The organism is Acinetobacter portensis, assembly GCF_010646905.1.
In the GTDB taxonomy this organism is placed as follows: Bacteria; Pseudomonadota; Gammaproteobacteria; order Pseudomonadales; family Moraxellaceae; genus Acinetobacter; species Acinetobacter portensis.
In genome coordinates, this window is sequence record NZ_JAAARQ010000002.1 from 313,346 (window position 1) to 340,102 (window position 26,757).

Sequence of the window (26,757 nt, forward strand, 5' to 3'; positions counted from 1 at the left end):
CTTTGGACTAATAAATAGATAAAGTCGTATTTTCGCATAAATCATCATGGAAATATATCTTCAAACCTATACCGCATCTTTTCATTTGGGCTTAGCAATAAAAAACCACCGCAAATGCAGTGGTTTTTTGATTTATAGCTTAAATCATTGGCAGTCTAAAACTTATAAAACTTCTACCACGACTTTACCGACATGCTCACCTGTATCCATACATGCATGTGCATCTTGAATTTGGTCGAATTTGAATGTTTTATAAATCATAGGTAAGCATTCGCCTTTTGCCCAAAGTGGTAAAACATTGGCTTTTAAGCCTTGGGTAATTTCAGCTTTTTCTGCTGTATTACGTGCACGCATGGTTGAGCCTGTAATGGTCAATCGTTTCATCATAATTTGACCAAGCTTCACTTCTTTGGCTTTTGCACCACCTAAAAAGGCGATATACACCAAGCGACCATCACGACGTAATAGATTTAAATTTTGTGCTAAATATGGCGCACCAACAATATCGAGAATAACGTCCACGCCTGCATTATCGGTTGCTTCGTTAATTACTTGCTCAAAGTCTTGAGTTTTGTAGTTAATGGCTGTAGTGATGTTTGAAATGGCTTGTACTTTTTCATCTGAACCCACGGTTGCAAATGTTTTCAATCCTAATGCATTACAAAGCATGAGTGCTGTGGTACCAATACCGCTTGTTCCACCATGAATGAGTACAGTTTCGCCTGCTTTGGCTTTGCCCATTTGGAAGATATTTGCCCAAACCGTATAAAATGTTTCAGGAATGGCAGCCGCTTGAACGTAGCTTACATTTTCAGGAATATTTAAAGTTTGGCTTTCAGGCACAACGCAATATTGTGCGTAGCCACCACCATTGGTTAGTCCGCAAACTTTATCGCCCACTTTAAATTGTGTCACGCTTTCACCAACAGCAAATACTTCACCTGCAACTTCTAGCCCCGGTACAGGTGTTACGCCTTTTGGCATTGGATATAAGCCTTGGCGTTGTAAGATATCTGGGCGGTTAATACCAAATGCATGTACTTTTACCAGTACTTCGTCTGCTTGTGGTGTTGGAATTGCAACTGTTTCGTAGGCAAGTTTATCGACATCGCCCGGTTCTGTAATAATGACTTGTTGCATGCTTGCTTGTGACATTTGCCTTTCCTTATTTATTCACTATTCATGTTTCTTATGCGTATTTGAACATAGTTAACACTTGGAATGAAGTGTACTCGCACTTTGGTCTAGCACTTACTTTTATGCCTTTAAACCTATTTTCATACTCTGTATTTGGAATTTATTGTTGATGTTGTTGTGATTGCTCACATGCAACTTTGAGTTTTTCATGTTCGCTTGGTGGCATTGGTGCAGTCATCATTGCTCTGTATTGTGCGCATTCTTTTGTTTCTTGAAGAATATTTTTGGATGGTTGTGTTGCACATGCAGATAAGCCTAAACAGATGAAGATGGTTAAATATTTCATTGATATATCTCATTGCCAATAATGGTTTCATTTTCATTATGAATGACAGCGAATGAAGGTTCTATAGCTTATTTTTTACAACTTGCTTGTATCAATAAAGTTTAATAAAAATTTACGTACCAAAGGTAAAACAATCAAAATTAATGGAAATGCCAACAACCAAGACTTACTCCAAGCAGATAACCATAATTGAAAAAAGTCGTGTACTAATCCTTTATTTAAAATCATGTTGTAGCAAGAAATTGCGCCACTCATAATGCCTGAAAGAATGAATGGCATGAGCCATGCCATATGTTTTGGATGAATTTTAATACGACTCATAACTTTTACTGAACCTATAGATCTTTAATTTCTACTGCTACTTGGTGGATTTTTTCGGCAATTTTTGCAACTTTTTCAGGATGGATTTCATCATCTTGTAAGTGCTGTCTGAGTGAAGATTTTAGCTGTTCCATTGCTTGTTTAATTTGCATTAAATCTGCATTGTTCTGAATTTTGTTACGTGTATTAAAGCGATTAAGTGTTTTTTCTAATTTTTGCTTTTGTGCTTGTAGATGCTCTAAGCCTTTGGGGTTGATGTGATATTGCTTTCGATCATCTTCACTTAAATGAACTTCTGTATAGCCTTGTTCTTCTAGGTAGTTAATGGTTGGGCAAATGGTGCCTGTGCTTGGTTTGTAGTTTCCACCCACAAGTGCCGATACATCTTTAATGATGTCGTAACTGAATTTGGGCTGTTGTGAAATAAAATGAAGCACGAGTAGTTTCATTTCCCCTGCTTCAAACAAGCGTTTTCTGGGCTGTGAAGTGCCATCAATTTCAGCAAGGATTTCTGATTTTGACATAAATAAGATATATCTTAGTTTTAGTTAAGATATATCTTAATTCAAATTATACTTAATATCCACTACTGATTAAAAAAAGGACTGTCACAAACCTGTATCTTAACCTCTGTATCAATTAGAACTTTACGAATGTAAGTAAATTTTTCACTTAGAGCTGGTCCTATATAAATATTGTTTAAACTATCCTTTATATCTGCACCATATTCATAAATGACTCTTTGCTCATTATTTGGTATATTAACTTTTGTATCACTAAGTGTAGTTACATAAAAAACTCTGCACTCTTGCTCTTCTTGAAATGCTAAGTGTTTAAAGACAAACCTCAATGGCCTTAAAGTTTTCTTTATAATTCTCTCTAAAGTTTTATCATCTTTTTTATTTTTATTTAAAAGAGAAACTATTTCACTAATTTTCTGTAAATCTTCATATACATTTTTATTTATACTATTTATAGAGCTTTCATATTCAACCCAATGTGCTTTAATTTCATCAATACTTAAATCATGAGTAGCATACTCCTGATAGAATGAAGTTTTATTTCTTTTAGCAACATCAATAAAACCAGTTTTCGTATCTATATAAACACACCTAAATAAAGGTAAATATTCTGTAAAACCATCATCGACTCTATCTTTTTTTAAAGGACTTTCTATCAATTTATCAAAAATAAAACCATTAGCAGTATTTGAAAAATAAGTTTTATCTAAAACTAAACTTATACCAGTTCCTTCTTTATTATTTGTACGTCCATATAATCTAAACTGATTTAATGAGTTATGATTAAATGTGAAACAACTTAAAAAAGTATTATCATTAGTTTCATTAGAAATTCCTAAGTATGGAAAAATTAATTGCCCTTCACTAGGATCATTCATTAAATCTGCCGAATTTAAACGCAAAGGCTTGCTTTCAACAATTAACTTATCAAAACCAAACAATGAAGTATAATGAGCAACCTTACGCTCATGATCATCAAATCTAACAATTAATTTATCCAAAATATTATGCACATAGAAATTTAGTAAATATATTAAAACTTTATTTTTCTTATCTACTCTATTTAACTCATTTGGTAAACTATAATCTTTAAATGAGTTATTGTGGTTAAAAGATGCTTGCAATACTTTTAAAAAAGTATCTTCAAACCCAATATCTTTACAATATTCAAATAATTTTTCATCTGCTAAATTTAAAATTAACCTAGCTGAATAATATTCCTCACAAGTATCTTTAACTTTTTTTAAATAATCATAAGCACGAATTTTATCTTTAAAAAACAAAATTCTACCAGTTGAAAAATAAACTATGCTTTCAAGCTTATTTAACAATTCAATCCACGTACTTATTCGATTAATCAGTTTTTGAGTTAAAACTAATAATCCTTTTTCTTCCTCATCAAAACTCATCTCACTTAATTCAACTTTAGCTTTCTTTAGTCGACAAGTAGATTTTCTTCTTTCTTTAGCAAGTACACTTTTAAATATTATTAAAGCTTCATCTAAATTCAAATAGTATTCATGTTTAATTTCAGGATTTTCTTCTATATTAATTTTTCTACACAAACCTAAAATGAATTTAAATATACAAACTATATCTTCCGCATCTTCTAATTCAACCATTTTTATTAAAATACCCCACAATTTGTGGGGTATTTTAAACTATTTTATTAAATTACAGACGAACCAACTCAACAATCTTTTCAACCAACTCTTCAACAGCATCTACAGTAAATGTTACATCTGTAGCTTCATCTACAGTCGTAATAACAGCAATACCCGTTTCACGTAAAAGTGCAACTTGAGCAGCATCTAAACCTGCTTTCGCAATAGCAACCACACCTTGTTGAAGCAACAAGTTTTCAAGTGCTTGCGCATTTTCCAATGCTTTCGCTGAAACAGTAATAGACGCAGGTTTTTGACCTAAACGAGCAGCACGAGCTTCCGCTGTTACAGGGTTTGTATGTGCAGTCCATTCAACAGACTCCTCCACCATACCCGCACCAATCGTCACGTTATTTAAACGATCAATAAAGATAAACGAACCTGTATAACGACTGTCTTGATAACGGTCAAATACAACAGGTGCATCAAACTCAACGGTTACATTGGCAATAGAGTTTAGCTCTAAGCTTTCAACTTGCGCTTTTTCAAGCGTATTCACGTTTGTACGGAAGTTAATCGCAGTCACTTTTGCAGGAACAGTTTGCGTACCCACTTTCAAGTTATACAATTTACCAATCACAAGTGGTTGATCTGCCATCCAAACCACAGTCGCATTCACAGAACGTGAAATAAATGGTTCAGCTTGATCTACACGTACTAAAACATTACCACGTGAAATATCAATTTCATCATTTAATGTAAGCGTTACAGCCTGACCCGCAACAGCACGTTCAAGGTTGCCATCAAAAGTCACAATTTCTTTAACAGTTGATGATTTACCCGATGGTAAAGCCTTAACTGTATCGCCAACATTAATATCACCCAAAGCAATCGTACCGCAGAAACCACGGAAGTCTAGGTTCGGACGGTTTACATATTGAACAGGGAAACGGAAATCTTGCTTCGCAGATGTACGATTAATTTCAACAGATTCCAAAGAACCCATTAACGTTTGACCTGTGTACCAAGGTGTATTTTCAGACTTGTTCACCACGTTATCGCCATTCAATGCAGAAATTGGCGTAAAGATGATGTTTGACGGTTTACGATCACCTAATTGCGCAACAAAACCTGCATATTCAGCTTGAATTTCATTGAAACGTGTTTCAGAAAATTCCACCAAATCCATTTTGTTAATCGCAACAATAATGTTCTTAATGCCTAACAAGCTTGCAATAAATGTATGACGACGTGTTTGCGTTTGAACACCATAACGCGCATCAATTAAGATGATCGCAAGGTCACAAGTAGATGCACCTGTTGCCATGTTACGCGTATATTGTTCATGTCCTGGGGTATCGGCAATAATAAACTTACGTTTTTCTGTAGAGAAATAACGGTAAGCCACATCAATGGTAATACCCTGTTCACGCTCAGCTTGTAAACCATCTACAAGTAAAGCCAAGTCAGGCGCATCACCTGTTGTACCGACTTTTTTCGAGTCACGTGTTACCGCTTGCAATTGATCTTCATAAATCAATTTTGAATCGTAAAGCAAACGACCAATTAAAGTCGACTTACCATCATCTACGTTACCGCAAGTTAAAAAACGTAGAAGGTCTTTATTTTCGTGTTGTTTTAAATAACCCAAGATGTCTTGGCTAATTAAATCTGATTGATGAGACATTGCTCAAACTCCACATATTCTTTTGAAATCGGTTCTAATATCTTTAATCCCTCTAAATCTCCCTTTAGTAAAGGGAGACTTCCTCCGCTTTTAAGCCCCTCTTTAATAAAGAGGGGTTTGGGGAGATTTTTAGGGAGAGATTCTAGAAGTAACCCTCTTGTTTCTTCTTCTCCATCGAGCCTGCTTCATCATGGTCAATCATACGACCTTGACGTTCAGAACTGGTTGCCAAAAGCATTTCCTGAATAATTTCAGGCAATGTATCGGCTTCAGACTCAACAGCACCCGTAAGTGGGTAACAACCCAATGTACGGAAACGTACCGATTTCATTTGTGGAACTTCGCCTTCTTTTAAAGGCATACGTTCATCATCAACCATAATTAACGTACCGCTACGTTCAACCACAGGACGTTCTGCAGCTAAATAGAGTGGTACTAATGGAATGCTTTCCAAGTAAATGTATTGCCAAATATCAAGCTCAGTCCAGTTTGATAATGGGAATACACGAATGCTTTCACCTTGGTTTACTTTACCGTTATAAAGATTCCAAAGTTCAGGACGTTGATTTTTAGGATCCCAACGATGTTTGTCATCACGGAATGAATACACACGTTCTTTTGCGCGTGATTTTTCTTCGTCACGACGCGCGCCACCAAAAGCTGCATCGAACTTATATTTATTCAAGGCTTGTTTTAAACCTTGAGTTTTCATGATGTCTGTATATTTAGAACTACCATGGTCAAATGGATTGATGCCCGCATCTTTCCCTTCTTTGTTTTGATGCACGATCAAATCAAAACCGTGTTTTTTTGCCATGTTGTCACGGAAGGTAATCATGTCCTTAAATTTCCAACCTGTATCTACGTGAAGTAGTGGGAATGGAAGCTTTGCAGGATAAAATGCTTTGAGGGCTAAATGCAGCATGACTGCTGAATCTTTACCAATTGAATAAAGCATAACTGGGTTTTCAAACTCAGCTGCTACTTCACGGATAATATGAATACTCTCAGCTTCAAGCTGTTTTAGATGAGTAAGTCTTTCCTCATTTAACGACATGGACAACACCAGCTTAGAAAAACGTGTCCTTATGACACATATGAAATTTGATATTCATTATAGTGATTTAGTTATCTTTGCTATTGCTTGTTTTGTGATATTAATATGCAAAATCATCATATAAAGCTTTTTTGATATTGCTTATAAAATATAATTAATCAGGTATTTAAACTGACTGTCATTCATCTATTCAATTTCATTTTTAACCCAAAGCATCAAGTATGCTTTTCAAGTCGTTAATCTATAAAATTATAAACATTTAAACTTTAAACAATAAAAAACCCGCACTTGGCGGGTTTTTTATTATTCACATCTTATACGTTTTTATGACGCATATGAGGGAATAAAATCACATCACGAATACTTGGTGCATTCGCGAATAACATAACCAAACGGTCAATACCAATACCTTGACCTGCTGTAGGAGGTAAGCCGTATTCTAAAGCTTCAACGAAGTCTGCATCGTAATGCATTGCTTCATCATCGCCTGCATCTTTTTCATTTACTTGTGCTTGGAAACGTTCCGCTTGGTCAATTGGGTCATTCAATTCTGAGAAGCCATTTGCCAATTCACGACCACCAATGAAGAACTCAAAACGGTCTGTGATATGTGGATTATCATCATTACGACGTGCCAATGGAGAAGTTTCAGCAGGATATTCTGTAATGAAAGTAGGCTGACGAAGCTGCGTTTCAACTGTTTCTTCAAATACGATAGTTTGAAGTTTACCTAAACCAAAACCAGGCTTCACTTGCTCTTTTAATGTTTCTTTTACGAAATTCGCAAGGAATTCACGATCAGCTACATTTTCAGGAGTAAATTCTGGGTTATGTTCAAGAATGGCATCAAACATTGAAATTTTCTTGAATGGACCTTTGAAGCTATACACTTCTTCGCCATAAGGAACATCTGAAGAACCTAAAATGTCGATGGCTAATTTTTCAAGCATTTTTTCAGTGAGTTCCATCAAGTCTTTATAGTCTGCATAAGCTTGATAGAATTCAATCATCGTAAATTCTGGGTTGTGGCGCGTAGAAACACCTTCGTTACGGAAGTTACGGTTAATTTCGAATACACGTTCAAAACCACCAACAACCAAACGTTTTAAGTAAAGCTCAGGCGCAATACGTAAGAACAATGGCATATCTAAAGCATTATGATGCGTTTCAAATGGACGCGCAGATGCACCACCTGGAATCACATGCATCATTGGTGTTTCAACTTCCATGAAGCGTTCGTTGGTTAAATATGCACGAATACCTGAAACCACTTTTGCACGAATTTCAAAAGTTTTACGTGTTTCTTCATTTACGATTAAGTCGAGGTAACGTTTACGATACTTCACTTCTGTATCTGTTAAACCATGGAACTTATCTGGAAGTGGACGTAATGATTTAGTTAAAAGTTCGAAGTGTTCGATATGTACATAAAGATCGCCTTTACCTGAACGACCTACATAGCCTTTAACAGCAATAATATCGCCAAGGTCTAAACCTTTAATTGTTTCTAATACTTCAGGTGCAAGTTCTTTACGTGCAACATATAACTGAATACGACCCGTCATGTCTTGAATTACGATGAATGAACCGCGGTTCAACATCACACGACCTGCGATAGATACATAAACCTTTTCACCTGCTTCAATATCTTCTTTAGATACTTCGGCAAACTGGTCTTGTAAATCTTGTGCGTAATGCTCACGTTTAAACGTATTTGGCCAAGGGCTAACACCCGTTTCTTTTGCTTGTTCTTGGATTTGCTTTAACTTGGCATGACGCTGTGCAATTAAATCGTTTTCGGAAATAGGTTGTTCAGAAGTCGATTGAGCGTTATTTTGCGTCATCTCTGCCTCGTAATTAGATAAGAAATAGAAGTGGCATAGCATAGCAGATTTACATCACAATGCGCAGTGGGAAATACTGTTCATTGATAAAAATCTGCCGTGTAGTACAAAATAATAATCATTAAATTCTTCTTTACCATTTTATACAGACCAAAACCTATTCATTTTAAGTCAAAAAAATGGATTAAAACCTAGACTAAAGGCTTAAAACCAGCCATAAAATAGACGAAAATCTAACATTTATAAGATCAATTTTTCATTAAGATAAAGGTTGACCATTTGTTGAAAAATCACGTTTTAACATTTTTATTTTCTTCGCTTTGTGAATAAAAAATAATGACGACTTGTATTTCAAAAATTTTGTTTTTCCATGGCTTGGACTCTTCAAGAGATTCAACAAAATTTCATGCGCTTGATGCTCAGCAAAAGTATTGTATTAACGTCGATTATCGTAATTTAAATTTTGAAACTGTTTCGCAGTTTTATCATGATATTGTTGAAAAAATTAAACCCAATATTATTGTCGGTCATAGCTTGGGTGGCTACTGGGCGTTACTGATGTCATTTCAACATCAAATTCCATGTGTCATTGCCAACCCTAGTTTAAGACCAAATTTCCGCGATGATTATCCCCCAATTACCGATGCAGACTTAAATCATGACATTCAGCAAATGGCATATTTAGAGTTGGGTGATGAAAATTTAGATATGCATGCGACCAAAGAGTTTTTGGAAAATTATATGCAAATCCAAAGTATCGAGGGTGGGCATCACCGCTTAGATCATCCTGAAAAAATGAATGATTTAATTGTAGAAATTGAGAAAACGTTTTAAAGCGGTTAAAAACACGAATCTAGAAAATAAAAAAGCCACAATCAATGTGGCTTTTTAGCAATCGAATAATCAATAAAACTTATGCTGCAACTGTTTCAGGTTTAGATTTATCATCTAAAACAGTCCAAATATCTAGACCTAAATCGGCATGCAAATCTGGTAAATCTAAGAAAATGCTCGCACCTAAAACATTGTGGTGACATTTTTCAGCAAGTTGTTTAACTGCTTTTAAAGTACCACCAGTTGCAAGTACGTCATCTACAATAATCACTTTTTGGCTTTGAATTTCAGCAGACATTTCTAAACGATCTAAGCCATATTCTAAGCTATAACCCACGCCTACAACAGGAGGTGGCAATTTACCTGCTTTACGAACCAGAATTAAACCTTTGCCTGTACGTTGTGCAAGCAAGCTTGCCAATACAAAACCACGTGCCTCAACTGCAATAAAGCTTTCAACTTCTTCAAGTTTTTCAGCAGGAATACTCGCAATAAGAGCATCAGTCAAAAGACCAATGTTTTTCATAAATAATGGCGTAAGATCGAAGAAACAAATGCCTGGTTTTGGAAAATCTTGAACCGTACGAATGTGTGACCACAAAGCTGTAGACTGATTACTCATGGGAGAAAATTTAATTGGGAAGGAATGAGTGAATTTTACCGCTTATTTTCAATAAGAGCTAGCAAAAGGAGGCTAAAACGAATGCATAGCGAACACAAGTAAAATAGTAACCGGTTGTTTTAATTGGTTTATTTTTTATCTAAATATTAATTATAGATTCATCTAATTATAAAATACCTGATTCTTTCAAAAATTTCTGTTCAACTTAAGTCGTAATCAAGCATATTGTTTTATTTATAAACAAACTGACTTCTTAGATTTTCAAACGATAGAAATGACATTTCGCCAAATAAACAAATTCACTCTGTATTTGTGACAAGTTTTGTTCATTAATTACCTTCAGTTTTAAAAATGCGCAATTAAAGATGTATATCTACTTTACTTTAGATACATAACTGCGTAAAAATTTACGTATCTATATGAACGCTGATTGTCATATAAAATAGTATCTTGCCTTTATAAGGATTTTCACCGATCCCTTTTAGATCGGTATTGGAGAGTCAAATGAAAAAATATCAATGCATCGTATGTGGATGGATTTATGACGAAGCAGAAGGCTGTCCTCAAGATGGTATCGTAGCAGGTACTAAATGGGATGATATTCCAGATGATTGGACATGCCCTGACTGTGGCGTATCTAAAGCAGATTTTGAAATGATTGAAATCTAAGCATCAGTATAAAGACCATACTCTGGTCTTTTTTATGCACTATTCCTTTTAACGTGGAGATTGTTATGCATCCTATCGTCATTATTGGTTCAGGTATGGCGGGTTATACCGTAGCACGTGAGTTCCGTAAACTTAATACAGAACAAGAACTTGTTATGATTTGTGCCGATGACGCAGTAAATTATGCAAAACCAACCCTTTCAAACGCATTAGTAGGCAAAAAAGCACCTGAGCAAATAGCTTTAGGCGATGCAGAAAAAATGAGTGCTCAGCTCAATATGCGCATTGAAAAAAATACATGGGTGAAAAGCATAGATGCAGAAAATCACCTTTTAAGCATTGAAAAAGATGGTGTTGAATCATCTTTAACCTATGCCAAACTTATTTTAGCTGTAGGTGCAAATCCAATTCGTCTTGCCATTTCAGGCGATGCAAGTGATGATATTCATGTTGTTAACAACCTAAGTGACTACACTGCTTTTCGTAAGCAAATTGACCAAAATCACGATAAACGTGTGGTCATTTTAGGCGCTGGCTTAATTGGTTGTGAATTTGCCAATGACTTACAAAACACAGATCACAAAGTCACCGTCATTGATTTAGCAACGCAGCCACTTTGTCGCTTACTTCCTGCTCATGTTGCATCTGCATTCAAACAAGGTCTAGAAGATACAGGCGTTAAGTTTGTACTTGGCACAACTGTTGAAAAAATTTCTAAAGCAGAAAACAACAGCTATGTCGTTTCCTTAGCAAACGGACAATCTTTTGTTGCAGATGCGGTTCTTTCTGCAATTGGCTTACAACCCAATATAGCACTTGCTAAAACAGCAAATATTCAAACTGCACGTGGTGTGATTACCAATAATCAACTTGAAACCAATCAAGCAGATATTTATGCCGTTGGTGACTGTGCAGAAGTAAATGGTACTTTACTGCCTTACGTTATGCCAATTATGCAACAAGCACGCGCACTTGCTAAAACCCTCAATGGTGCAAATACAGCAGTTCACTACCCTGCAATGCCTGTTGCGGTAAAAACACCTGCTGCACCACTGACTGTTTTAGCTGTTCCAAATGACCTTGAAGTCACATGGCAAACAGAAGAATTAGATGATGGTATGATTGCAAAAGCTTTCGATTCATCTGACACTTTACGTGGCTTTGTATTATTAGGTGCAACTGCAGCGAAACAACGTTTAACTTTAACTAAACTTGTTCCTGACTTGATTCCTGCATCTGTTTAAGGTTTAAATGACAAGGATGCCTAAAAACATCCTTGTTGTAGGAAAATAAAAATGAATAGTGCCCTAAAATATCAGGACTCCCCTTACACCTCTTTTATGTCTGAAACTAAAGTTCAGTTAACAAACGGCATAGAGCTGCATGTAGAATTAGGCGGAAAAAAGGAAGATCCTGCCATTTTGCTTATTATGGGCTTAGGTGCACAATTACTTTTTTGGCCTGATTTTTTTTGTAAGTCGCTTATTGATCAAGGCTTTCGTGTAATACGTTATGATAATCGTGATATTGGGCTATCAAGTAAAATTCGAAATAAAGGTCCAAAACTAAATACCATAAAAATGATGGGTCGTTTTTCCCTAGGTTTACAAAATCAAGGTGCACCTTATAGTTTATATGATATGGCTGAAGATGCAGCTTTACTTATTGATGAACTTGGTATTGAAAAAGCGCATGTGATTGGTGCTTCGATGGGCGGTATGATTGCGCAAATTCTTGCATCAAATTACCCTGAAAAAGTGCAAAGCCTTGGCTTACTCTTTACCAGTAATAATAAACCTTTTTTACCTTTGCCTTATCCAAAACAACTGTTAAGTTTAATTGGTAAGCCAGAGTCATCTGATGAAAATGGTATTATTAATCATAGTATCCATTTGTTAAAAACGATTGGATCACCAGGTTTCGTGAACCAACTAGAAGCAATGCAGACCGCGAAAAAGCTTTATCATCGGAGTTACTACCCAACGGGTATACTTCAACAGTTTTTAGCAATATTATGTACAGGATCATTGCTACAATTAAATAAGCAAATTCAAAAGCCAACACTTGTGGTTCATGGCTCTTGTGATCGTTTATTACCTCCTGGACATGGTAAGGCTGTTGCAAAAGCAATACCGGGCGCTAAGTTTGAATTAATTGAAGGAATGGGGCATGATGTCCCTCCGCACTTTATTCCATATCTTAGCGGATTATTTGTACATCACTTTAAATCGAAAAATTAGGACACTATGGCTGCACTACCATCCCTAAGACAGCTGTCATATCTAGTTACGCTGTCTGAAACGCTGCACTTCACAGAAGCCGCGCGCCGTTCATTTGTGACCCAATCGACTTTGTCGGGCGGTATCATGGAGTTGGAACGATTATTGGGTGGCGTACTCGTTGAACGTGATCGCCAAAACGTACGTTTAACCCCTTTGGGTGAACAAGTCGTTGCACGAGCCCGTGTTCTATTGGCTGATGCGCAAGACCTTATGCGTTTAAGCCGTGAAATGAGTGAACCACTGACAGGTGATTTGCATCTTGGCGTTATTCCAACAATTGCTCCATTTATTTTGGCGCAATTATTAGATGAAATGCATAAGCAACTCCCTAAAATTCAACTTCATTTCCACGAAGCACAAAGTGAAAAAATTGTTGAAAAATTAGAGTATGGCAACCTAGACATGGTTGTTCTTGCGCTACCATTCGACACTCGAAGCTTAAAAGTTGCTGAAATTGCACGTGAAAATTTATGCTTGGTTTATCATAAATCAGACCAAAATGCGGCAAATGCGAAATCTTTAGATCAGCTCGATCTTTCTCGTTTAATGTTGCTTGAAGAAGGTCATTGCTTACGTGATCATGCTTTAAGTGCCTGCCCTATTGGCGAGCGTAAAAATGATCATCGCTTAAAAGCAAGTTCATTGCCTACGCTTGTTGAAATGATTTCGGCAAATCTTGGCTTTACATTACTTCCTGAAATTGCAATTCATACCAATATGGTAAAAGCAAATCCAGATTTAGTCGTGAAGCAAATTGATGCTGCTCCAAGCCGTACCTTGGCATTAGTGACACGTAAGAGTACACCGCTTCAAAGTGAATTTGATGTGCTCCTACAAATTTTGCAGAAAATTACGCAAAACTTAAACTAAGCGATTTAGTTTAAGTTCAAACATAAAAAAGGAGTCAATTATGACTCCTTTTTTTATTATTTATTTTACTTAATCTCAGCCAGTAGAAGTCGTTGAGCATTATGTGGCAATTTCCCTTCCTCAACACCTGTACGCAACCATGTACCATCACCTTGCAGTAACCATGCTTGTTGATTATCTTTTAAGTACGCCAATAAACCTTGCTGATAAATACGCTTTTTCAAGGCAGGATCAACAATTGGGAAGCATGCTTCAACACGATTAAATAAGTTACGATCCATCCAATCTGCGCTTGAACAATAAATTCGAGCATCACCATTATTACCAAAGTAATAAACCCGAGTATGTTCTAAAAAACGCCCAACGATTGAACGAACACGAATATTTTCAGACAAACCAGGTAAACCAGGGCGCAAACAACAAATCGAACGGATAATTAAGTCAATCTGAACACCTGCCTGAGATGCTTCATACAATTTATTAATCAGCTGAACTTCGGTTAAAGCATTCACTTTCACAATAATTTTTGCAGGCTTACCTGCTTTTGCATTGGCAATTTCATCTTCAATAAAATGAATAAGCTGTGCATGTAATGTAAATGGCGCATGTAAAAGCTTTTTAAGCTTCGCCATTTTGCCCATTCCGGTTAACTCTTGAAATACACGATGGACATCTTCACAAAGCTCTTTATCTGTCGTTAGCAAGCCATAATCGGTGTAAATACGGGCATTACCTGCATGGTAATTACCTGTCCCCAAATGCACATAACGAACAAGTTTGTTATTCTCGCGACGTACCACTAAAATCATTTTGGCATGTGTTTTATAGCCCACTATGCCATATACAACAACAGCGCCTGCCTCTTGCAAAACATTGGCAACCGCAATATTCGATTCTTCATCAAAACGTGCACGAAGCTCAATAACAGCTGTAACCTCTTTACCATTTTTAGCCGCTTCAGCAAGGACTTGTACAATTTCAGAGTCAGGACCACTACGGTAAAGTGTTTGCTTAATGGCTAATACTTGTGGATCACGCGCAGCTTCACGAAGTAAATTAATGACAGGTGCAAAAGATTCAAAGGGATGATGCAGCAAAATATCCTGCTTTTGCATTGCACTAAAAATATTTTCAGATTTTTTGAGCACTTTTGGAATGATTGGCGTGTGCGAATCGTAACGCAAATGTGGGCGTTTAAAATTGGTTAATAAACGTGCAAGATTTACAGGTCCTTGTACTTTATAAAGTTGATCTTCATGTAAATCAAATTCATCTAACAAGTATTCATAAATATTTTGTGGACAGTTTTGCGTCACTTCTAAACGAACTGCACGACCAAAACGACGTGAATTTAACTCCCCTTTTAGCGCTTTTGCTAAATCTTCAACATCTTCATTTAAAGCTAAATCTGCATTACGCGTTACACGGAATTGATAACAACCTGTTGCCGTCATTCCTGGAAATAAATCAGAAATATGTTCATGAATAATGGCAGACAACATAACATGATGTTCTTTACCATCGGTTAGCTCATTGGGCAAGCGAACTACACGTGGCAATGATCTTGGCGCAGGAACGACAGCAAGATCAATTTGACGACCGAATGCATCTTTCCCTTCCAAAGTCACAATAAAGTTAAGTGACTTGTTCACCAAACGTGGAAATGGGTGAGCAGGATCTAAACTAATTGGTGTTAATACAGGTGCGACTTGTTCTTGGAAATATTTTTTCACCCAAGCCGATTGAGCAGGTGTTAACTCACCACGACGTAAGAAACAAATATCTTCTTCCTGTAATTTAGGTAAAATTTCTTCATTTAAAATTCGATATTGACGCTCAATCGCTTCATGTGCAGTTTTAGAAATTTGCTCTAAAACTTGTTTTGGCGTTAAACCATCTGGGCTATGACTTTCATTACCTAAATCGAGTTGCTCCATCATTCCTGCAACACGAATTTCAAAGAACTCATCTAAGTTTCGGGAAAAAATAAGCAAGAAATTCATACGTTCTAATAGCGGATGAAGTGGGTCTACAGCTTGCTCTAATACACGAAGATGAAAGTCTAAAATTGATAGTTCACGGTTTATATAACGATCATTATATGCGTATTCAATTTGTGGAGCTTGCGCAGGAGTTTCACTAACAGCCGTATTCATAGATCACCATCATTATTTTAAAGTCTACCCATACTTCTAAGTATGCTTCAAAATTGTGACAATTTCATAAAAAAAGCCCAATTTTATTGGACTTTTTATTTACTCTTTACAACACCTAAACATTAAGGAATTTGGCTATATCGCATATACTTTTGAATCATACGTTTGCGATACTTTAGCTTACTGTCATGGCGTCTATCTTGAAAATACTTTGGGTTAGGTAGTATTGCTGCTAAAAATATGGCTTGTTCACGGCTTAAACTTTTTGATGATTTGCCAAAATAATGTTGAGTTGCAGCTTCAATACCATAAATATTTTCACCAAATTCAACCGAATTTAAATACACTTCTAAAATACGTTCTTTTGACCACATTCGCTCCATCATCCATGTAATGACAGCTTCTTGCCCTTTACGAATAAATGATCTTTTATTGTATAAAAATAAATTTTTAGCCAATTGTTGTGAAATGGTCGAACCACCTGCAACCAGTTTGCCCTTATCTTTATTACGTTCTAGAGCAAATCGCATACCATCCCAGTCAAAACCGTTATGGCTCATAAATTTCCCATCTTCAGCAGCAACAATTGCGTGCTTTAAATAGTCGCTCATTTGGTCATAATCACGCCATTCATGCTGAATCGGCTTAGACATATCGGAAAAATAGTCTATTCGCATAAACATTGTGGTGTTTACAGGATGCGTACGCCACCAAGCCAAACTGGCAAAAATCCATAATTGTATGATTAATACCAAAGCAAGGAGTATCATCAATATACGTAGAATAAAAGCTTTCACCTTAGAACCGTACCCCTGTCTAATTTTTTCGTGCTATCTTAGAAGTTATAAGCCAAGACTAAAAGCTTATTTCACATTTTTATCATAATGAATCATATCCCAAAAATCACATGCAAAATCAAAATCCACCCATTATTCATACAAAACTTGATATCCATCTTTGGTGGATCACTGCTTTCATTATTGCGATAAATATCGCTTTATTTGCTTGGCAAGTGATTACAGGTATGGACGTTTCAAACCCTAACTCTGCGGATGCAATTCGTTGGGGTGCCGATTATGCACCTTTAACTTTTTTAGTAGAACCCTTCCGGTTATTTAGTAGCATGTTTTTTCACTTTGGGCTTATTCATTTAATGCTCAATATGTGGGCTTTATATATTTTTGGCAGTGTGGTTGAACAACTTTTTGGACGTTGGTATTTCTTAGGTTTGTATGTGCTGGCTGGTCTTTCAGGAAGCTTATTAAGTGGTTATATTTCTATTCAAAATAGCTACACTTTACTAAACGCGAATGAAATGATTCCTGAATTATTACCACGTGTTGGCGCAGGTGCTTCAGGTGCGGTTATGGGCTTAGGTGCAGCTTTGACCTTACTTGCACTCTTACCACCACTACCTCGTCAAAAATTCATCTTAGATAAAAAGACTTTAGTCATTGTAATGGCAATTAACTTGAGTATGGGTTTTATGATTTCAGGCATTAACAATGCAGCACATATTGGTGGCATGTTGATGGGACTATTACTTTCATTCATTTGGTATTTAGGTCAACGCTCCCATAAAAATGTAAGCTTCAAATGGTTTGGTATCATTCTTGGGAGCATTATTTGTTATGTTGCATATACATACTGCTTAAATCAGATTGAATATATCAGCTCACTTTGGCAAGCACTTCTTGAACATTTAAACGAATAATAATTATACTTTTAACGTTTTAAACTAAATTAAAAATAAGAGAGATGAATCTATTACTGATTCATCTCTCTTAAACTTTGTAGTGGTGGAATTTCAGATAAATAGCTGAGGCGATAACGTCCAATCAAGGCACAAAGCAAGGTCATACAAATAGGTAAAATCAGCCAGATTTCCAAATGCATTTGCATGATTAAATCCATTTTATAACTTGCAATTGCACTAATAATTTCGGCAAACAAACACGCCACAACCCCTGCCACTAAGCCCATAAAACCTATTTCTAAAGTCATCATTTGTTTAAGCTTTTGCTTAGACCCACCAAATGAGCGCAATAAAGCAACTTCTCTTTTTCGCTCTTCCATCAGTAAGTTCAAACATGCAATAAGGACTAAGATTCCTGAAATACTGACCAATATTGCAAGCAGACTTATAATTTGAACTAGCACACTTACAATACGTTTCACTTCATCTAAAATAAGACTGATATCAATAAATACAGTATTTGAAAATTGCTGAATCAGTTGAATTAATTTAGGTTTATCCTGTTCAGGTACATAAAAACTGCCTAAATAACTTCCCGCATTTTCATCCATAGTTTTTGGTGAAAAAATAAAGAAAAAATTAGGACTGAAACTTTCCCATTCTACCGATCTTAAATTAATGACTTTGGCTTCTAAAACACCTTCAGGCAAACTAAAGGTCAGCCGATCCCCCACTTGAATACCAAGTTCATTTGCTGTTTTAGCTTCTATAGAAACTTCATTTCTATCGCTAAATGCAGGTTCACCCGCCACAATAAAATTGTCTGATGGATAAGTCTCCGCCTGTGTTAAATTCAGTTCACGACGTAAAGAATTATTTTCTTTCACCAATTCTTGTGAAAATGGTTGATCATTTTTCGCAACTAATCTGCCACGAATATTGGGATATAAAGGCGTACTTTTCCATTGATTTACATCCAACTTATTTTTAAGTTCAGGCATATCAAAAGGCGGTAAGCCATACACAAATTGATTGGGTGTGCCTTCGGGTAATTGTTGTTGCCAACGATCTAGTAAGTCCGTTCTTAATACCGCTAAAACCGTAACTAAACTCAACCCTAAAGCCAAAGCGGTAATTTGAAATGCAGATTGATATGGCACACGTACATAAGCTGAAATTTTCCATTTTAAAGATTGTATAAACTTTAAAATAAGCCAAATACTCATATATAAAACAGCACAGAGGATGATAATTACACCAATCACCCACAAACTTAAAACTAAGTTTTCAGTTAAAACTGCACTAAAAATCACTAAGCTTAATGTGCCTGTAAATAACATCCACAGCATAGACTTCACAGATTTTTCTGACTGACGAATTACACGAATAGGTGGTGTTTTTAATAATTGCATTAAGCTTGGTACAACAAAACCTAATAGCACGACAGCACTCGTGAGCATTGCAATAGGTAAAGGTCCTGAAAGCATATCAACTGCTGAAAATTGTAATTGAATATGTGGAATGAGCTGAAGCATTAGCTGTAATAAGCCATAACCTAGTGCCAATCCAACAAAACAACCAACAACGATAGCAATAACTAAAACCACACTCAGCAAACTTAAATAAGCCAATAATATTTGATTTTTAGTCGCACCTACGCAACGTAGCAATGCAATATGATCTTGATTTTGCTGTACATAACGTTGACTTGTAAGCGCAATTGCAATACCACACAGCAAAATTGTTAAAATATTTGCCAATTGTAGAAATGTATCCAAATTTGCAATTGGCTTCATTAAGCGAGTATTCCCCTCACTTGCTTTACGCAGTTTTAAACTTTTTTGTTCATCAATATTTTGACCATCAACTTCTGACTTATTTTTGTTGGATTGAACAATTGCTTTGAAATCTTGCTCAAAGCCTTTTGTATTTTTTACATTACCTGAAAGTAATACACGATACTCAATGCGACTACCTGTTTGTATTGCGTTGGTTTTCGCAATATCTGCTTGGGAAATGATCACCGTAGGTGAAAATGCTGAGAAACCAAGCTCCTGATTGGAATCATGTTCAATAACGGCACTAACTTTAAACTCACCATCTGCAATATGAAGTTTGTCGCCTATTTTGACTTTCAATAAATCCATTGCACGTGAACTCAGCCACACTTCACCAGATTGAATTTTTTGAGATGAATTTGGGCTAACTTCTAATTCGCCACGTAAAGGAAATTCATCATCAATGGCTTTTACATTGACCATAACAAACTGATCATTGGTAAATGCCATAGAGCCAAAAACAGTCACATTAGATTGTTTAAGTTGATGTTCTTGAGCTTTATTTCGCCACGTATTTTCAATCGGATCATTATCAGTAATGACTAAATCTGCTGCGAGCATTTCAGCAGCTTGTAACGCAACAGCATTTTGTATTTGTTCATTACTAAACTTTAAAGCCGTGGTTGCACTAATGGCTAAAATTAAAGCAATAATAAGTAAGTAAATTCCCGAACTTTTAAAGCTTTGAATGAATAAGGGACGAAAAAGAGCATTCATATTGATGCTCCTTGCGTTCGATCAATCAGCTGACCATTCAATAATTCATAATGTTTTTGACATTGCGCTGCAAGCTGAACATCATGCGTGACTAAAACCAAGGTGGTTCCAATTTCACGATTTAATTCAAATAATAACTGCTCAATTTCTTTTGCTGTTTCACCATCTAAATTACCTGTAGGTTCATCTGCAAAAATAATTTTTGGGTTGCTAATTAACGCTCGTGCAATAGCAACACGTTGCTGTTCCCCACCCGATAAAACTTTAGGTGTTTGCATTGCTTGACGCTCTAAACCCACTCTTTTAAGTAATGCAAAAGCCTTTTTTTCAGCATCTTTATAGTTAAAACTCGTTTGCAATCTAAGCGGTAAAATCACATTTTCAAGTGCAGTTAAATGTGGGAGCAATTGAAATGATTGAAAAACAAAACCAATATTTTTTAATCTAAGCAAAGCACGTTGCTCTTCATTGAGTTGATGTACAGCTTCGTCACATACAATCAACTTACCCGAATGAGCCTGATCTAAAGTTGCTAAAATTCCTAATAATGTCGATTTTCCCGACCCTGAACGCCCTGTAATTGCAACTTGTTCGCCTTGTTGTATCTCTAAATTTAAATCTGCGAAAATTGTAAGTTCTTTATTGCCAAGTTGGATCTTTTGGGTCAATTGCTGTGCAGAAATAATTGCTTGTGGCATGATGGAATTATTATTGGTGAAGTTGGTCATATTGTCCCTTATGCAAAATCGCAATTATAAAAATCGTATATTGGCGTATGTCTGTTTAGTGTGCTTTAGCGCAGTGCCTATGTTCGTTTCAGCAAAAACTATTATGATCGTTGGAGATAGTTTAAGCGCTGGTTATGGAATTCAAGTGAATCAAGGTTGGGTGAGTTTGTTCAAAAATCGTCTAGAACAACAATATCCCAAAAAACATAAAGTGGTCAATGTAAGTGTCAGTGGTGAAACAACCAGTGGTGCTGTAGCAAGATTACCTAAATTATTAGCAACACATAAACCTGATATTGTGGTAATTGAACTGGGCGGAAATGATGGTTTACGTGGTCAACCACCGCAGCTTATTCAAAAAAACCTAGCGCAACTTGTATTACAAAGTCAGAAAACAAAAGCTCAAGTCATTTTACTTGGCATGAAAATGCCACCAAACTACGGCACAGCGTATCAACAAGCCTTTGAAAATAATTATAAAATTGTGAGTAATCAATACAAAGTAAAGCTCATGCCTTTCTTTTTAAAAGATGTTGCAGGTCATAAAGACTTAATGCAAAAAGACCAAATACATCCAAATGCCAAAGCACAACCCATTTTGTTGAATAATACCTATCCATATATAAAAGGCGCTTTATAAAGCGCCTTTTATTTTTCATTTTAATTCTAAAATATTTAGAAATCGTAGAAAGTTACTTCACCTGTTTCTAGCGAATATTCTGCACCTACAACTTTTAATTTACCTTGACCAATTAAATTCTCAAGTACAGCTGAACCATGACGAAGTTGGTTTACTGACGCAAAAACATTTGAACGAACAGCATGTTGCGAAAGTTTTTCCAAATCATCCTTAAGTTCTGTTTGCATTAAAATTTCAACAGAAGGACGAACGCGGTTCACAATTGACATTAAGTTTGCAGATGATGATTGTTCTGGGTTCATCAGCACTTCAATTGTTGAATGAATCGCACCACAATGCGTATGACCCAATACGACAACAATTGGGCAACCGAAACTTTCAGCTGCAAATTCAACACTACCTACTTGAGATGGCGCAACGATATTACCAGCAACACGAATAACAAATAGATCTCCAAGCCCCTGATCAAAAACCATTTCAGCTGGTACGCGAGAATCTGAACAACCTAAAATGATGGCAAATGGTTCTTGACTACCCGCCATTTCTGCCCGTTGTTGATGTGTCAAAAGCTTAGGATGACTTGTTTCACCTTGTACGAAACGTAAATTTCCTTGTTTTAAACGATCTAAAGCTTCTGCTGCTGTTAGCATTATTCCTACCACCGATCTTTTAAGTTGTCATAGTTTAATCTCATGCTTTTTGATTGTCACTTGCAAAAAATAATAGCTGTTTATTTTTTATAGTATTGAACCACTAAAAATAAACATGACTTTTCATGCTCATGTTCACATTTTAATAAAAGCATAAAAGTAACATCACAAAAACATAGGATGACAGTCAGATTTAATTATTTATAATAGAATCAAAGGGATTCAATAATTATCACGCAGCTTTATAGGCAAAATATAAATCCAATATTCAAATAAATTTGCAAGAATCTAGAGTTAGGGGTGAACACATGGAACAACTTAATACTCGATTGACCCATTTAAGACATGCACTTTATATTAGTTTGGCTGTATTTTGTTCGCCACATTCTTATGCAGACAAGCCACGAGATACAAAAAACAACGAATTTAGCATCCTACAAAAATACTTAAAACAAGAACGCATACATGCAGGTTTAAGCACAAAAAATATTAAAGTTGGCGATATTTCTTGGACATACAATGAAGGTGGTGATACATCCAAACCTGCCGTATTACTCATTGGCTTAACAGGAACTCGCGATCATTGGAATCGTGTTGCGCATTACTTAACACCTCATTATCACGTTATTATTCCAGACTTACCTACAGATGGTGATACAACCGTTCCAAAAACCTTCGATAGCTCCATCCCCAATATCACTTCAGAACTACGCCAATTTGCTCAAGCAATTCACATTGATAAAGACTTAAATATCGCAGGTCACTCTTTGGGTGGCTCTATTGCAACCGTTTATGCATCGCAATATCCATTTGATACACAAAGTTTATTTTTATTGAGTAGCGCAGGTATTTATAAACAAGCCAATACCAGTTATGCAAAAGACCCAAAAACACTTAAAGACTTATTAATTTATAAGCAGGGTGATTTTGCACACGTCATTCATAAATTAATGATGTCCCCACCTAAAATGCCAAATGAATTACAATCTGCACAAGAACAAATTTTAATTTCAAAAGCATCTAAGACCAATCAAGCCATCGATCAAATTGTTAAACTCAACCGCATTTACACACCCGATAGTTTTGCTCGCTTAACGCGTAATGTGGAAGCACCTACTCTCATTATGTGGGGCAAACAAGATCAAATTATCAATTATGAAGTTGCTAGTGAATTACAGGCACTATTAAAACGCGCTGAAAAGCCTATCATTTTAAATAATGTCGGACATGTACCTATTATTGAAGCAGAGAAACTGGTTGCTCAACATTATTTACCATTCCTTTCAAAGACACAGGACCTAAAGAATCCACTTGCTGATAAACTAATACCTTTCAATTAGGCTTTTAGAATCTTTATGCAAAAAAACCCTATGATTGAGCAACTCATAGATGCTCATCTCGAATTTTTAGATCATGAATTTTCTCAAGCCAAAATAGTAGAAGATGAATTCTCACACTTTCACCAATGGTTTAGAAAACAAAGATTAGAAGATATTTGGACATTTGAACAAATTAATCAGCTGATTCAAAAACAAATTCTAGCTACGCCTGCAAGTTCATTTTTAATTGAACAAATTTCTGAACATATTCGCTTTGCATTGGTACACCCTATTAATGAAACGACAAAAATTGCAGATGTCATTCCTGTTTTAACCGTAGATAAAATTGCTCAATATGTGGCAAGCAAAAGTGGACATCGCGAGCGACTCATTAAAACAGTTGTGAATAACCAAGCCTTTTCAGCAATGGTGACTCAACTTATTCAGCATTCCATACAAGATTATTTAGATAATTCTGCCATGGTGAAAAGTGTGCCTGGTGTTTCGAGTTTTATGAAAATTGGTAAATCTGTACTTGAAACAGTAACCGATTCTAATCTTGAAAATACCATCAATAACTATTTGCAAAAGAATATTCAGAAGCTCAGTCAAATGAGTGAACATGTACTGAATAATCATTTTGACGACAATAAGCTTTATCATTTCCAAGCCAATCTTTGGCATAAAATTAAAGATAAACCTTTATCTGTTTTAAAAAGTTATATCGAAACTCAAGATTTACCAAAGACTGTAGAAATGGGACATGAGATTTGGGACTTTATTCGCCAAACTGACTACTTAAAACAACAAGTTCATGATGGTATTTATGCATGGTATGCACGTAATCAACAACGTTCTTTTGACTTAATATTATGTGATTTAAATATTGATGAAGCTTTGGTTGAAAATGAATTACAAAATTTACTAACGCCTATTATTCAACACATGGTTTCAACTGAACAGTTAAAAAATCGTGCGCGATATTATTTGGAAAAGTTTTATTATTCTGAATCTGCTCAAAAAATTCTCGCGACATAAAAAAAGCCTCCAATTGGAGGCTTTTTAAATTCTCTCGTAGATGATTAGAATTTATACGTTAAACCTAAGTTATAACGACGACCATCTAAAACATAATCGTATGTTGCTGTATCAATTTTTTTATCAAATAAATTATAAATACCTGCATTTACTTGAATTTTATCCGTAGGTTTGTAGTTTAAACCGACATCAACCATGGTATATGCAGGTTTACCTTCCGCCATAGATGTACGACTTAAATAAGGTGATGTTTTACTACGAACATTCATACGACTCCACACGCCCACAGTATCTGTCGCTTGCCAATCAACCGTGGTATTAAACATATGCTTTGGCATTTCATTCAGTGGTTTACCCTTATTTACACCACTTTTTTGCTCTGTATCTGTAAATGTATAATTTGCATTTAAACGGACATCAGAGTTAATTTGCCAACCAAATGTGGTTTCAACACCGCGCATATTTGCTTTATCTACATTCTCTCGAAGACTGACAAAGTCAAAGTTTTCACCTAACCATGAACAACCCGCACTACCTGAACCTTTATCACAATCACGTATTTCGGTAATCTTATCTTTAAATTCACTATTAAATACGGTAATACCTGCATTTAAATTATCGTTATTATCCCAATTTGCAGATATTTCATAGTTCACACTTTTTTCAGGTTTTAAATTAGGATTTCCAACAATCACACCATTACTATTACCACCACCTGTCGCTTGCCCCCACCCTGGGACAGTCGCTCGTAATGCTGGTGTTTTATAGCCCGTAGAAACACCACCTTTTACAATCCATTCATCATTTAAAGTCCAAACACCATAAACTTTAGGACTCAAATGATCACCAAATTTTTCATCTTTATCTAAACGAAGTGATGTTGTTAAAACAAATGGATCCACAATTTGCCAATTATCTTCGGCAAATAATGCCCAACTATAACGATCTAAGCTAGATAATTTACTTCCAGCTTGTCCAAGTTTATTTCCTTTATCTTCTAATTCTTCTTTTAAATACATTCCACCAAAACTAAGGTTATGCGCACCAAGCTGGAACTGGTTGTTGGTATTAAATGTTGTGTTTACAGCTTCCATTTGTCGTGAAGGATTTTCTGTTTCTTCACGTTGAATATATGAGTTGGTTTTTACAGGACCGACTTCACCTCTGTGTGAAATACTGTATTCGGTACGATAATAGTCAGTTAAAGAATTTGTAGGATATTCACCTTTTTTATTTGGTTTATTCTCAATTGTTTTTCCAACAGTACTATTACGGTTTTGAATTGAACGCTTATATTCAAAATCTATCGCATGCTGATCATTTGGCGTTAATGTTAAAGTCGCACCACCCGCACGCATTTTTTGTTCTTTATAGCCACCAATAATATTATCTTCTTCACGTTTTGAATATGTACCATTGGCTTTCAAAGAAAGTAAATTTTTAATTAATGGACCTGAAACATAGGCATTGGTTTGATAAATATTTCCTGAATCTGAATTTTCTTGTAAAGTCGTATCAACTTTTACAGCACCTGACCATTCTGTAGCAGATTTTTTAGTGATGATATTAATCACACCACCCATCGCATCTGAACCATAAAGTCCAGACATTGGTCCACGAATAACTTCAATTCGCTCAATAGATTCAATACCTGGCAACCAACCTTGTTCAATACCAGAGTTATCACTATTTGGACGTACAGAGCGTGTATTTACTTTTTTCCCATCAATCATAATGACGGTGTAAGCACTACCCATACCACGAATACTAATATCGCTTGAACTACCACCGCCTGTCACAACAACACCTGGTACATCTTTCAATGCATCTGTAACATCACGATAGGCTTTTTTATTAATATCTTCTTGTGATAATACCGAAATTGTCGCTGCTGCTTTTTTTATATTTTGTTCAAAACCACTTGCCGAAACAACAATTGTTTCAAGTTTAGTTGACTCATTTTTCATGCGACTTTGTTCATTATTATTTTCTGCATAAACAGTGCTTCCAACACTACTTAATATAAAACTTGCTAATAATGTTTTGCTAAACTTATGTTGCATCAAACCCACCAACTGTTAAAAAATATTAAAAAGTTGGTGGATTCTATTTTTTTTGTAAATATTAACGCAAATCATTATCATTAATATTTACATACACATACATTTACTACTCATGATG

At 35.8% G+C, this 26,757-nt stretch carries 24 protein-coding genes; 9 read left to right on the top strand and 15 right to left on the bottom strand.

Annotated features, from left to right (window positions below; genetic code table 11):
- Positions 1 to 162 precede the first annotated feature (162 nt).
- The 8 genes from GTK57_RS01400 to lysS form a co-directional block, all read right to left on the bottom strand.
- Entirely contained in the window at positions 163 to 1,155 is a 993-nt protein-coding gene (locus tag GTK57_RS01400; RefSeq protein WP_152874016.1) for an NAD(P)H-quinone oxidoreductase, read from the bottom strand.
- A 142-nt stretch (positions 1,156 to 1,297) separates the two neighbouring features.
- A complete protein-coding gene (locus GTK57_RS01405) occupies positions 1,298 to 1,483 on the bottom strand; it encodes a hypothetical protein (RefSeq protein WP_152874015.1) in 186 nt (61 codons plus the stop codon).
- A 75-nt stretch (positions 1,484 to 1,558) separates the two neighbouring features.
- Positions 1,559 to 1,804, bottom strand: coding sequence for a DUF2798 domain-containing protein (locus GTK57_RS01410; RefSeq protein WP_163120933.1), 246 nt, complete (start codon positions 1,802 to 1,804; stop codon positions 1,559 to 1,561).
- Positions 1,805 to 1,818: 14 nt separating this feature from the next.
- Positions 1,819 to 2,328, bottom strand: a complete 510-nt coding sequence (locus GTK57_RS01415) for a PadR family transcriptional regulator (protein ID WP_163120934.1) — start codon at positions 2,326 to 2,328, stop codon at positions 1,819 to 1,821.
- A 62-nt stretch (positions 2,329 to 2,390) separates the two neighbouring features.
- On the bottom strand, positions 2,391 to 3,947 hold the full coding sequence (locus GTK57_RS01420; protein ID WP_163120935.1) for a DUF2971 domain-containing protein: 1,557 nt from the start codon (positions 3,945 to 3,947) through the stop codon (positions 2,391 to 2,393).
- Positions 3,948 to 3,999: 52 nt separating this feature from the next.
- Positions 4,000 to 5,616 carry a sulfate adenylyltransferase subunit CysN gene (gene cysN, locus GTK57_RS01425; RefSeq protein ID WP_163120936.1) on the bottom strand — a complete coding sequence of 539 codons (1,617 nt, stop codon included), beginning with the start codon at positions 5,614 to 5,616 and terminating at the stop codon, positions 4,000 to 4,002.
- 142 nt (positions 5,617 to 5,758) lie between these two features.
- A complete protein-coding gene (gene cysD / locus GTK57_RS01430; protein ID WP_163120937.1) occupies positions 5,759 to 6,673 on the bottom strand; it encodes a sulfate adenylyltransferase subunit CysD in 915 nt (304 codons plus the stop codon).
- 314 nt (positions 6,674 to 6,987) lie between these two features.
- Positions 6,988 to 8,517: a lysine--tRNA ligase gene (gene lysS, locus GTK57_RS01435; protein ID WP_152875818.1), complete on the bottom strand. Its 1,530-nt coding sequence runs from the start codon at positions 8,515 to 8,517 to the stop codon at positions 6,988 to 6,990.
- 336 nt (positions 8,518 to 8,853) lie between these two features.
- On the opposite strand from lysS, the gene GTK57_RS01440 reads away from it, so the two are divergent.
- Entirely contained in the window at positions 8,854 to 9,351 is a 498-nt protein-coding gene (locus tag GTK57_RS01440; RefSeq protein ID WP_163120938.1) for a YqiA/YcfP family alpha/beta fold hydrolase, read from the top strand.
- A 79-nt stretch (positions 9,352 to 9,430) separates the two neighbouring features.
- Here the strand turns inward: GTK57_RS01440 and GTK57_RS01445 are convergent, their stop codons facing one another.
- Positions 9,431 to 9,973, bottom strand: a complete 543-nt coding sequence (locus GTK57_RS01445; RefSeq protein ID WP_152875816.1) for an adenine phosphoribosyltransferase — start codon at positions 9,971 to 9,973, stop codon at positions 9,431 to 9,433.
- Between the two features lie 504 nt (positions 9,974 to 10,477).
- Between GTK57_RS01445 and rubA the strand changes: the two genes are divergently transcribed.
- From rubA to oxyR, 4 genes are all read left to right on the top strand, one after another.
- Positions 10,478 to 10,642 (top strand): rubredoxin RubA, encoded by a 165-nt coding sequence (gene rubA / locus GTK57_RS01450; RefSeq protein ID WP_152875815.1) that lies wholly within the window; start codon positions 10,478 to 10,480, stop codon positions 10,640 to 10,642.
- Positions 10,643 to 10,707: 65 nt separating this feature from the next.
- Positions 10,708 to 11,886: an NAD(P)/FAD-dependent oxidoreductase gene (locus GTK57_RS01455; RefSeq protein ID WP_152875814.1), complete on the top strand. Its 1,179-nt coding sequence runs from the start codon at positions 10,708 to 10,710 to the stop codon at positions 11,884 to 11,886.
- A gap of 51 nt (positions 11,887 to 11,937) precedes the next feature.
- Positions 11,938 to 12,882, top strand: coding sequence for an alpha/beta fold hydrolase (locus GTK57_RS01460; RefSeq protein ID WP_152875813.1), 945 nt, complete (start codon positions 11,938 to 11,940; stop codon positions 12,880 to 12,882).
- A 6-nt stretch (positions 12,883 to 12,888) separates the two neighbouring features.
- Entirely contained in the window at positions 12,889 to 13,794 is a 906-nt protein-coding gene (gene oxyR, locus GTK57_RS01465; RefSeq protein ID WP_152875812.1) for a LysR family transcriptional regulator OxyR, read from the top strand.
- Between the two features lie 65 nt (positions 13,795 to 13,859).
- Here the strand turns inward: oxyR and ppk1 are convergent, their stop codons facing one another.
- Positions 13,860 to 15,950, bottom strand: coding sequence for a polyphosphate kinase 1 (gene ppk1, locus GTK57_RS01470; RefSeq protein ID WP_163120939.1), 2,091 nt, complete (start codon positions 15,948 to 15,950; stop codon positions 13,860 to 13,862).
- Positions 15,951 to 16,072: 122 nt separating this feature from the next.
- The gene (mtgA, locus tag GTK57_RS01475; RefSeq protein ID WP_163120940.1) at positions 16,073 to 16,747 is read right to left on the bottom strand and encodes a monofunctional biosynthetic peptidoglycan transglycosylase; all 675 of its coding nucleotides are present in this window, start codon (positions 16,745 to 16,747) and stop codon (positions 16,073 to 16,075) included.
- 110 nt (positions 16,748 to 16,857) lie between these two features.
- On the opposite strand from mtgA, the gene GTK57_RS01480 reads away from it, so the two are divergent.
- Positions 16,858 to 17,664, top strand: coding sequence for a rhomboid family intramembrane serine protease (locus GTK57_RS01480; protein ID WP_163120941.1), 807 nt, complete (start codon positions 16,858 to 16,860; stop codon positions 17,662 to 17,664).
- 53 nt (positions 17,665 to 17,717) lie between these two features.
- Here GTK57_RS01480 and GTK57_RS01485 read toward each other — a convergent pair whose 3' ends face one another.
- Both GTK57_RS01485 and GTK57_RS01490 read right to left on the bottom strand, forming a co-directional pair.
- Positions 17,718 to 20,201 carry an ABC transporter permease gene (locus tag GTK57_RS01485; RefSeq protein ID WP_163120942.1) on the bottom strand — a complete coding sequence of 828 codons (2,484 nt, stop codon included), beginning with the start codon at positions 20,199 to 20,201 and terminating at the stop codon, positions 17,718 to 17,720.
- Positions 20,198 to 20,929: an ABC transporter ATP-binding protein gene (locus GTK57_RS01490; protein WP_163120943.1), complete on the bottom strand. Its 732-nt coding sequence runs from the start codon at positions 20,927 to 20,929 to the stop codon at positions 20,198 to 20,200. Before GTK57_RS01490 ends, GTK57_RS01485 begins: the two co-directional genes overlap by 4 nt.
- A gap of 10 nt (positions 20,930 to 20,939) precedes the next feature.
- Here GTK57_RS01490 and GTK57_RS01495 point away from each other — a divergent pair, with 10 nt between their 5' ends.
- Positions 20,940 to 21,569 (top strand): arylesterase, encoded by a 630-nt coding sequence (locus tag GTK57_RS01495; protein WP_163120944.1) that lies wholly within the window; start codon positions 20,940 to 20,942, stop codon positions 21,567 to 21,569.
- Between the two features lie 35 nt (positions 21,570 to 21,604).
- Here GTK57_RS01495 and GTK57_RS01500 read toward each other — a convergent pair whose 3' ends face one another.
- Positions 21,605 to 22,219: a carbonic anhydrase gene (locus GTK57_RS01500; RefSeq protein WP_152875806.1), complete on the bottom strand. Its 615-nt coding sequence runs from the start codon at positions 22,217 to 22,219 to the stop codon at positions 21,605 to 21,607.
- Positions 22,220 to 22,527: 308 nt separating this feature from the next.
- Between GTK57_RS01500 and GTK57_RS01505 the strand changes: the two genes are divergently transcribed.
- Positions 22,528 to 23,559: an alpha/beta fold hydrolase gene (locus GTK57_RS01505; RefSeq protein ID WP_163120945.1), complete on the top strand. Its 1,032-nt coding sequence runs from the start codon at positions 22,528 to 22,530 to the stop codon at positions 23,557 to 23,559.
- A gap of 15 nt (positions 23,560 to 23,574) precedes the next feature.
- Positions 23,575 to 24,576 (top strand): hypothetical protein, encoded by a 1,002-nt coding sequence (locus GTK57_RS01510; protein WP_163120946.1) that lies wholly within the window; start codon positions 23,575 to 23,577, stop codon positions 24,574 to 24,576.
- 44 nt (positions 24,577 to 24,620) lie between these two features.
- Here the strand turns inward: GTK57_RS01510 and GTK57_RS01515 are convergent, their stop codons facing one another.
- On the bottom strand, positions 24,621 to 26,639 hold the full coding sequence (locus tag GTK57_RS01515) for a ligand-gated channel protein (RefSeq protein WP_163120947.1): 2,019 nt from the start codon (positions 26,637 to 26,639) through the stop codon (positions 24,621 to 24,623).
- Between the last annotated feature and the right edge of the window lie 118 nt (positions 26,640 to 26,757).

Bases quoted from the DNA above. Each gene is read 5' to 3' on its own strand.
- GTK57_RS01405 (WP_152874015.1), bottom strand. From the start codon at position 1,483: ATGAAATATTTAACCATCTTCATCTGTTTAGGCTTATCTGCATGTGCA.
- GTK57_RS01515 (WP_163120947.1), bottom strand. From the start codon at position 26,639: ATGCAACATAAGTTTAGCAAAACATTATTAGCAAGTTTTATATTAAGT.
- GTK57_RS01415 (WP_163120934.1), bottom strand. From the start codon at position 2,328: ATGTCAAAATCAGAAATCCTTGCTGAAATTGATGGCACTTCACAGCCC.
- rubA (WP_152875815.1), top strand. From the start codon at position 10,478: ATGAAAAAATATCAATGCATCGTATGTGGATGGATTTATGACGAAGCA.
- GTK57_RS01400 (WP_152874016.1), bottom strand. From the start codon at position 1,155: ATGTCACAAGCAAGCATGCAACAAGTCATTATTACAGAACCGGGCGAT.
- GTK57_RS01495 (WP_163120944.1), top strand. From the start codon at position 20,940: ATGCAAAATCGCAATTATAAAAATCGTATATTGGCGTATGTCTGTTTA.
- oxyR (WP_152875812.1), top strand. From the start codon at position 12,889: ATGGCTGCACTACCATCCCTAAGACAGCTGTCATATCTAGTTACGCTG.
- GTK57_RS01410 (WP_163120933.1), bottom strand. From the start codon at position 1,804: ATGAGTCGTATTAAAATTCATCCAAAACATATGGCATGGCTCATGCCA.
- GTK57_RS01440 (WP_163120938.1), top strand. From the start codon at position 8,854: ATGACGACTTGTATTTCAAAAATTTTGTTTTTCCATGGCTTGGACTCT.
- GTK57_RS01420 (WP_163120935.1), bottom strand. From the start codon at position 3,947: ATGGTTGAATTAGAAGATGCGGAAGATATAGTTTGTATATTTAAATTC.
- GTK57_RS01500 (WP_152875806.1), bottom strand. From the start codon at position 22,219: ATGCTAACAGCAGCAGAAGCTTTAGATCGTTTAAAACAAGGAAATTTA.
- lysS (WP_152875818.1), bottom strand. From the start codon at position 8,517: ATGACGCAAAATAACGCTCAATCGACTTCTGAACAACCTATTTCCGAA.
- GTK57_RS01480 (WP_163120941.1), top strand. From the start codon at position 16,858: ATGCAAAATCAAAATCCACCCATTATTCATACAAAACTTGATATCCAT.
- GTK57_RS01505 (WP_163120945.1), top strand. From the start codon at position 22,528: ATGGAACAACTTAATACTCGATTGACCCATTTAAGACATGCACTTTAT.
- GTK57_RS01510 (WP_163120946.1), top strand. From the start codon at position 23,575: ATGCAAAAAAACCCTATGATTGAGCAACTCATAGATGCTCATCTCGAA.
- GTK57_RS01455 (WP_152875814.1), top strand. From the start codon at position 10,708: ATGCATCCTATCGTCATTATTGGTTCAGGTATGGCGGGTTATACCGTA.
- GTK57_RS01460 (WP_152875813.1), top strand. From the start codon at position 11,938: ATGAATAGTGCCCTAAAATATCAGGACTCCCCTTACACCTCTTTTATG.
- GTK57_RS01485 (WP_163120942.1), bottom strand. From the start codon at position 20,201: ATGAATGCTCTTTTTCGTCCCTTATTCATTCAAAGCTTTAAAAGTTCG.
- GTK57_RS01445 (WP_152875816.1), bottom strand. From the start codon at position 9,973: ATGAGTAATCAGTCTACAGCTTTGTGGTCACACATTCGTACGGTTCAA.
- cysD (WP_163120937.1), bottom strand. From the start codon at position 6,673: ATGTCGTTAAATGAGGAAAGACTTACTCATCTAAAACAGCTTGAAGCT.
- cysN (WP_163120936.1), bottom strand. From the start codon at position 5,616: ATGTCTCATCAATCAGATTTAATTAGCCAAGACATCTTGGGTTATTTA.
- ppk1 (WP_163120939.1), bottom strand. From the start codon at position 15,950: ATGAATACGGCTGTTAGTGAAACTCCTGCGCAAGCTCCACAAATTGAA.
- GTK57_RS01490 (WP_163120943.1), bottom strand. From the start codon at position 20,929: ATGACCAACTTCACCAATAATAATTCCATCATGCCACAAGCAATTATT.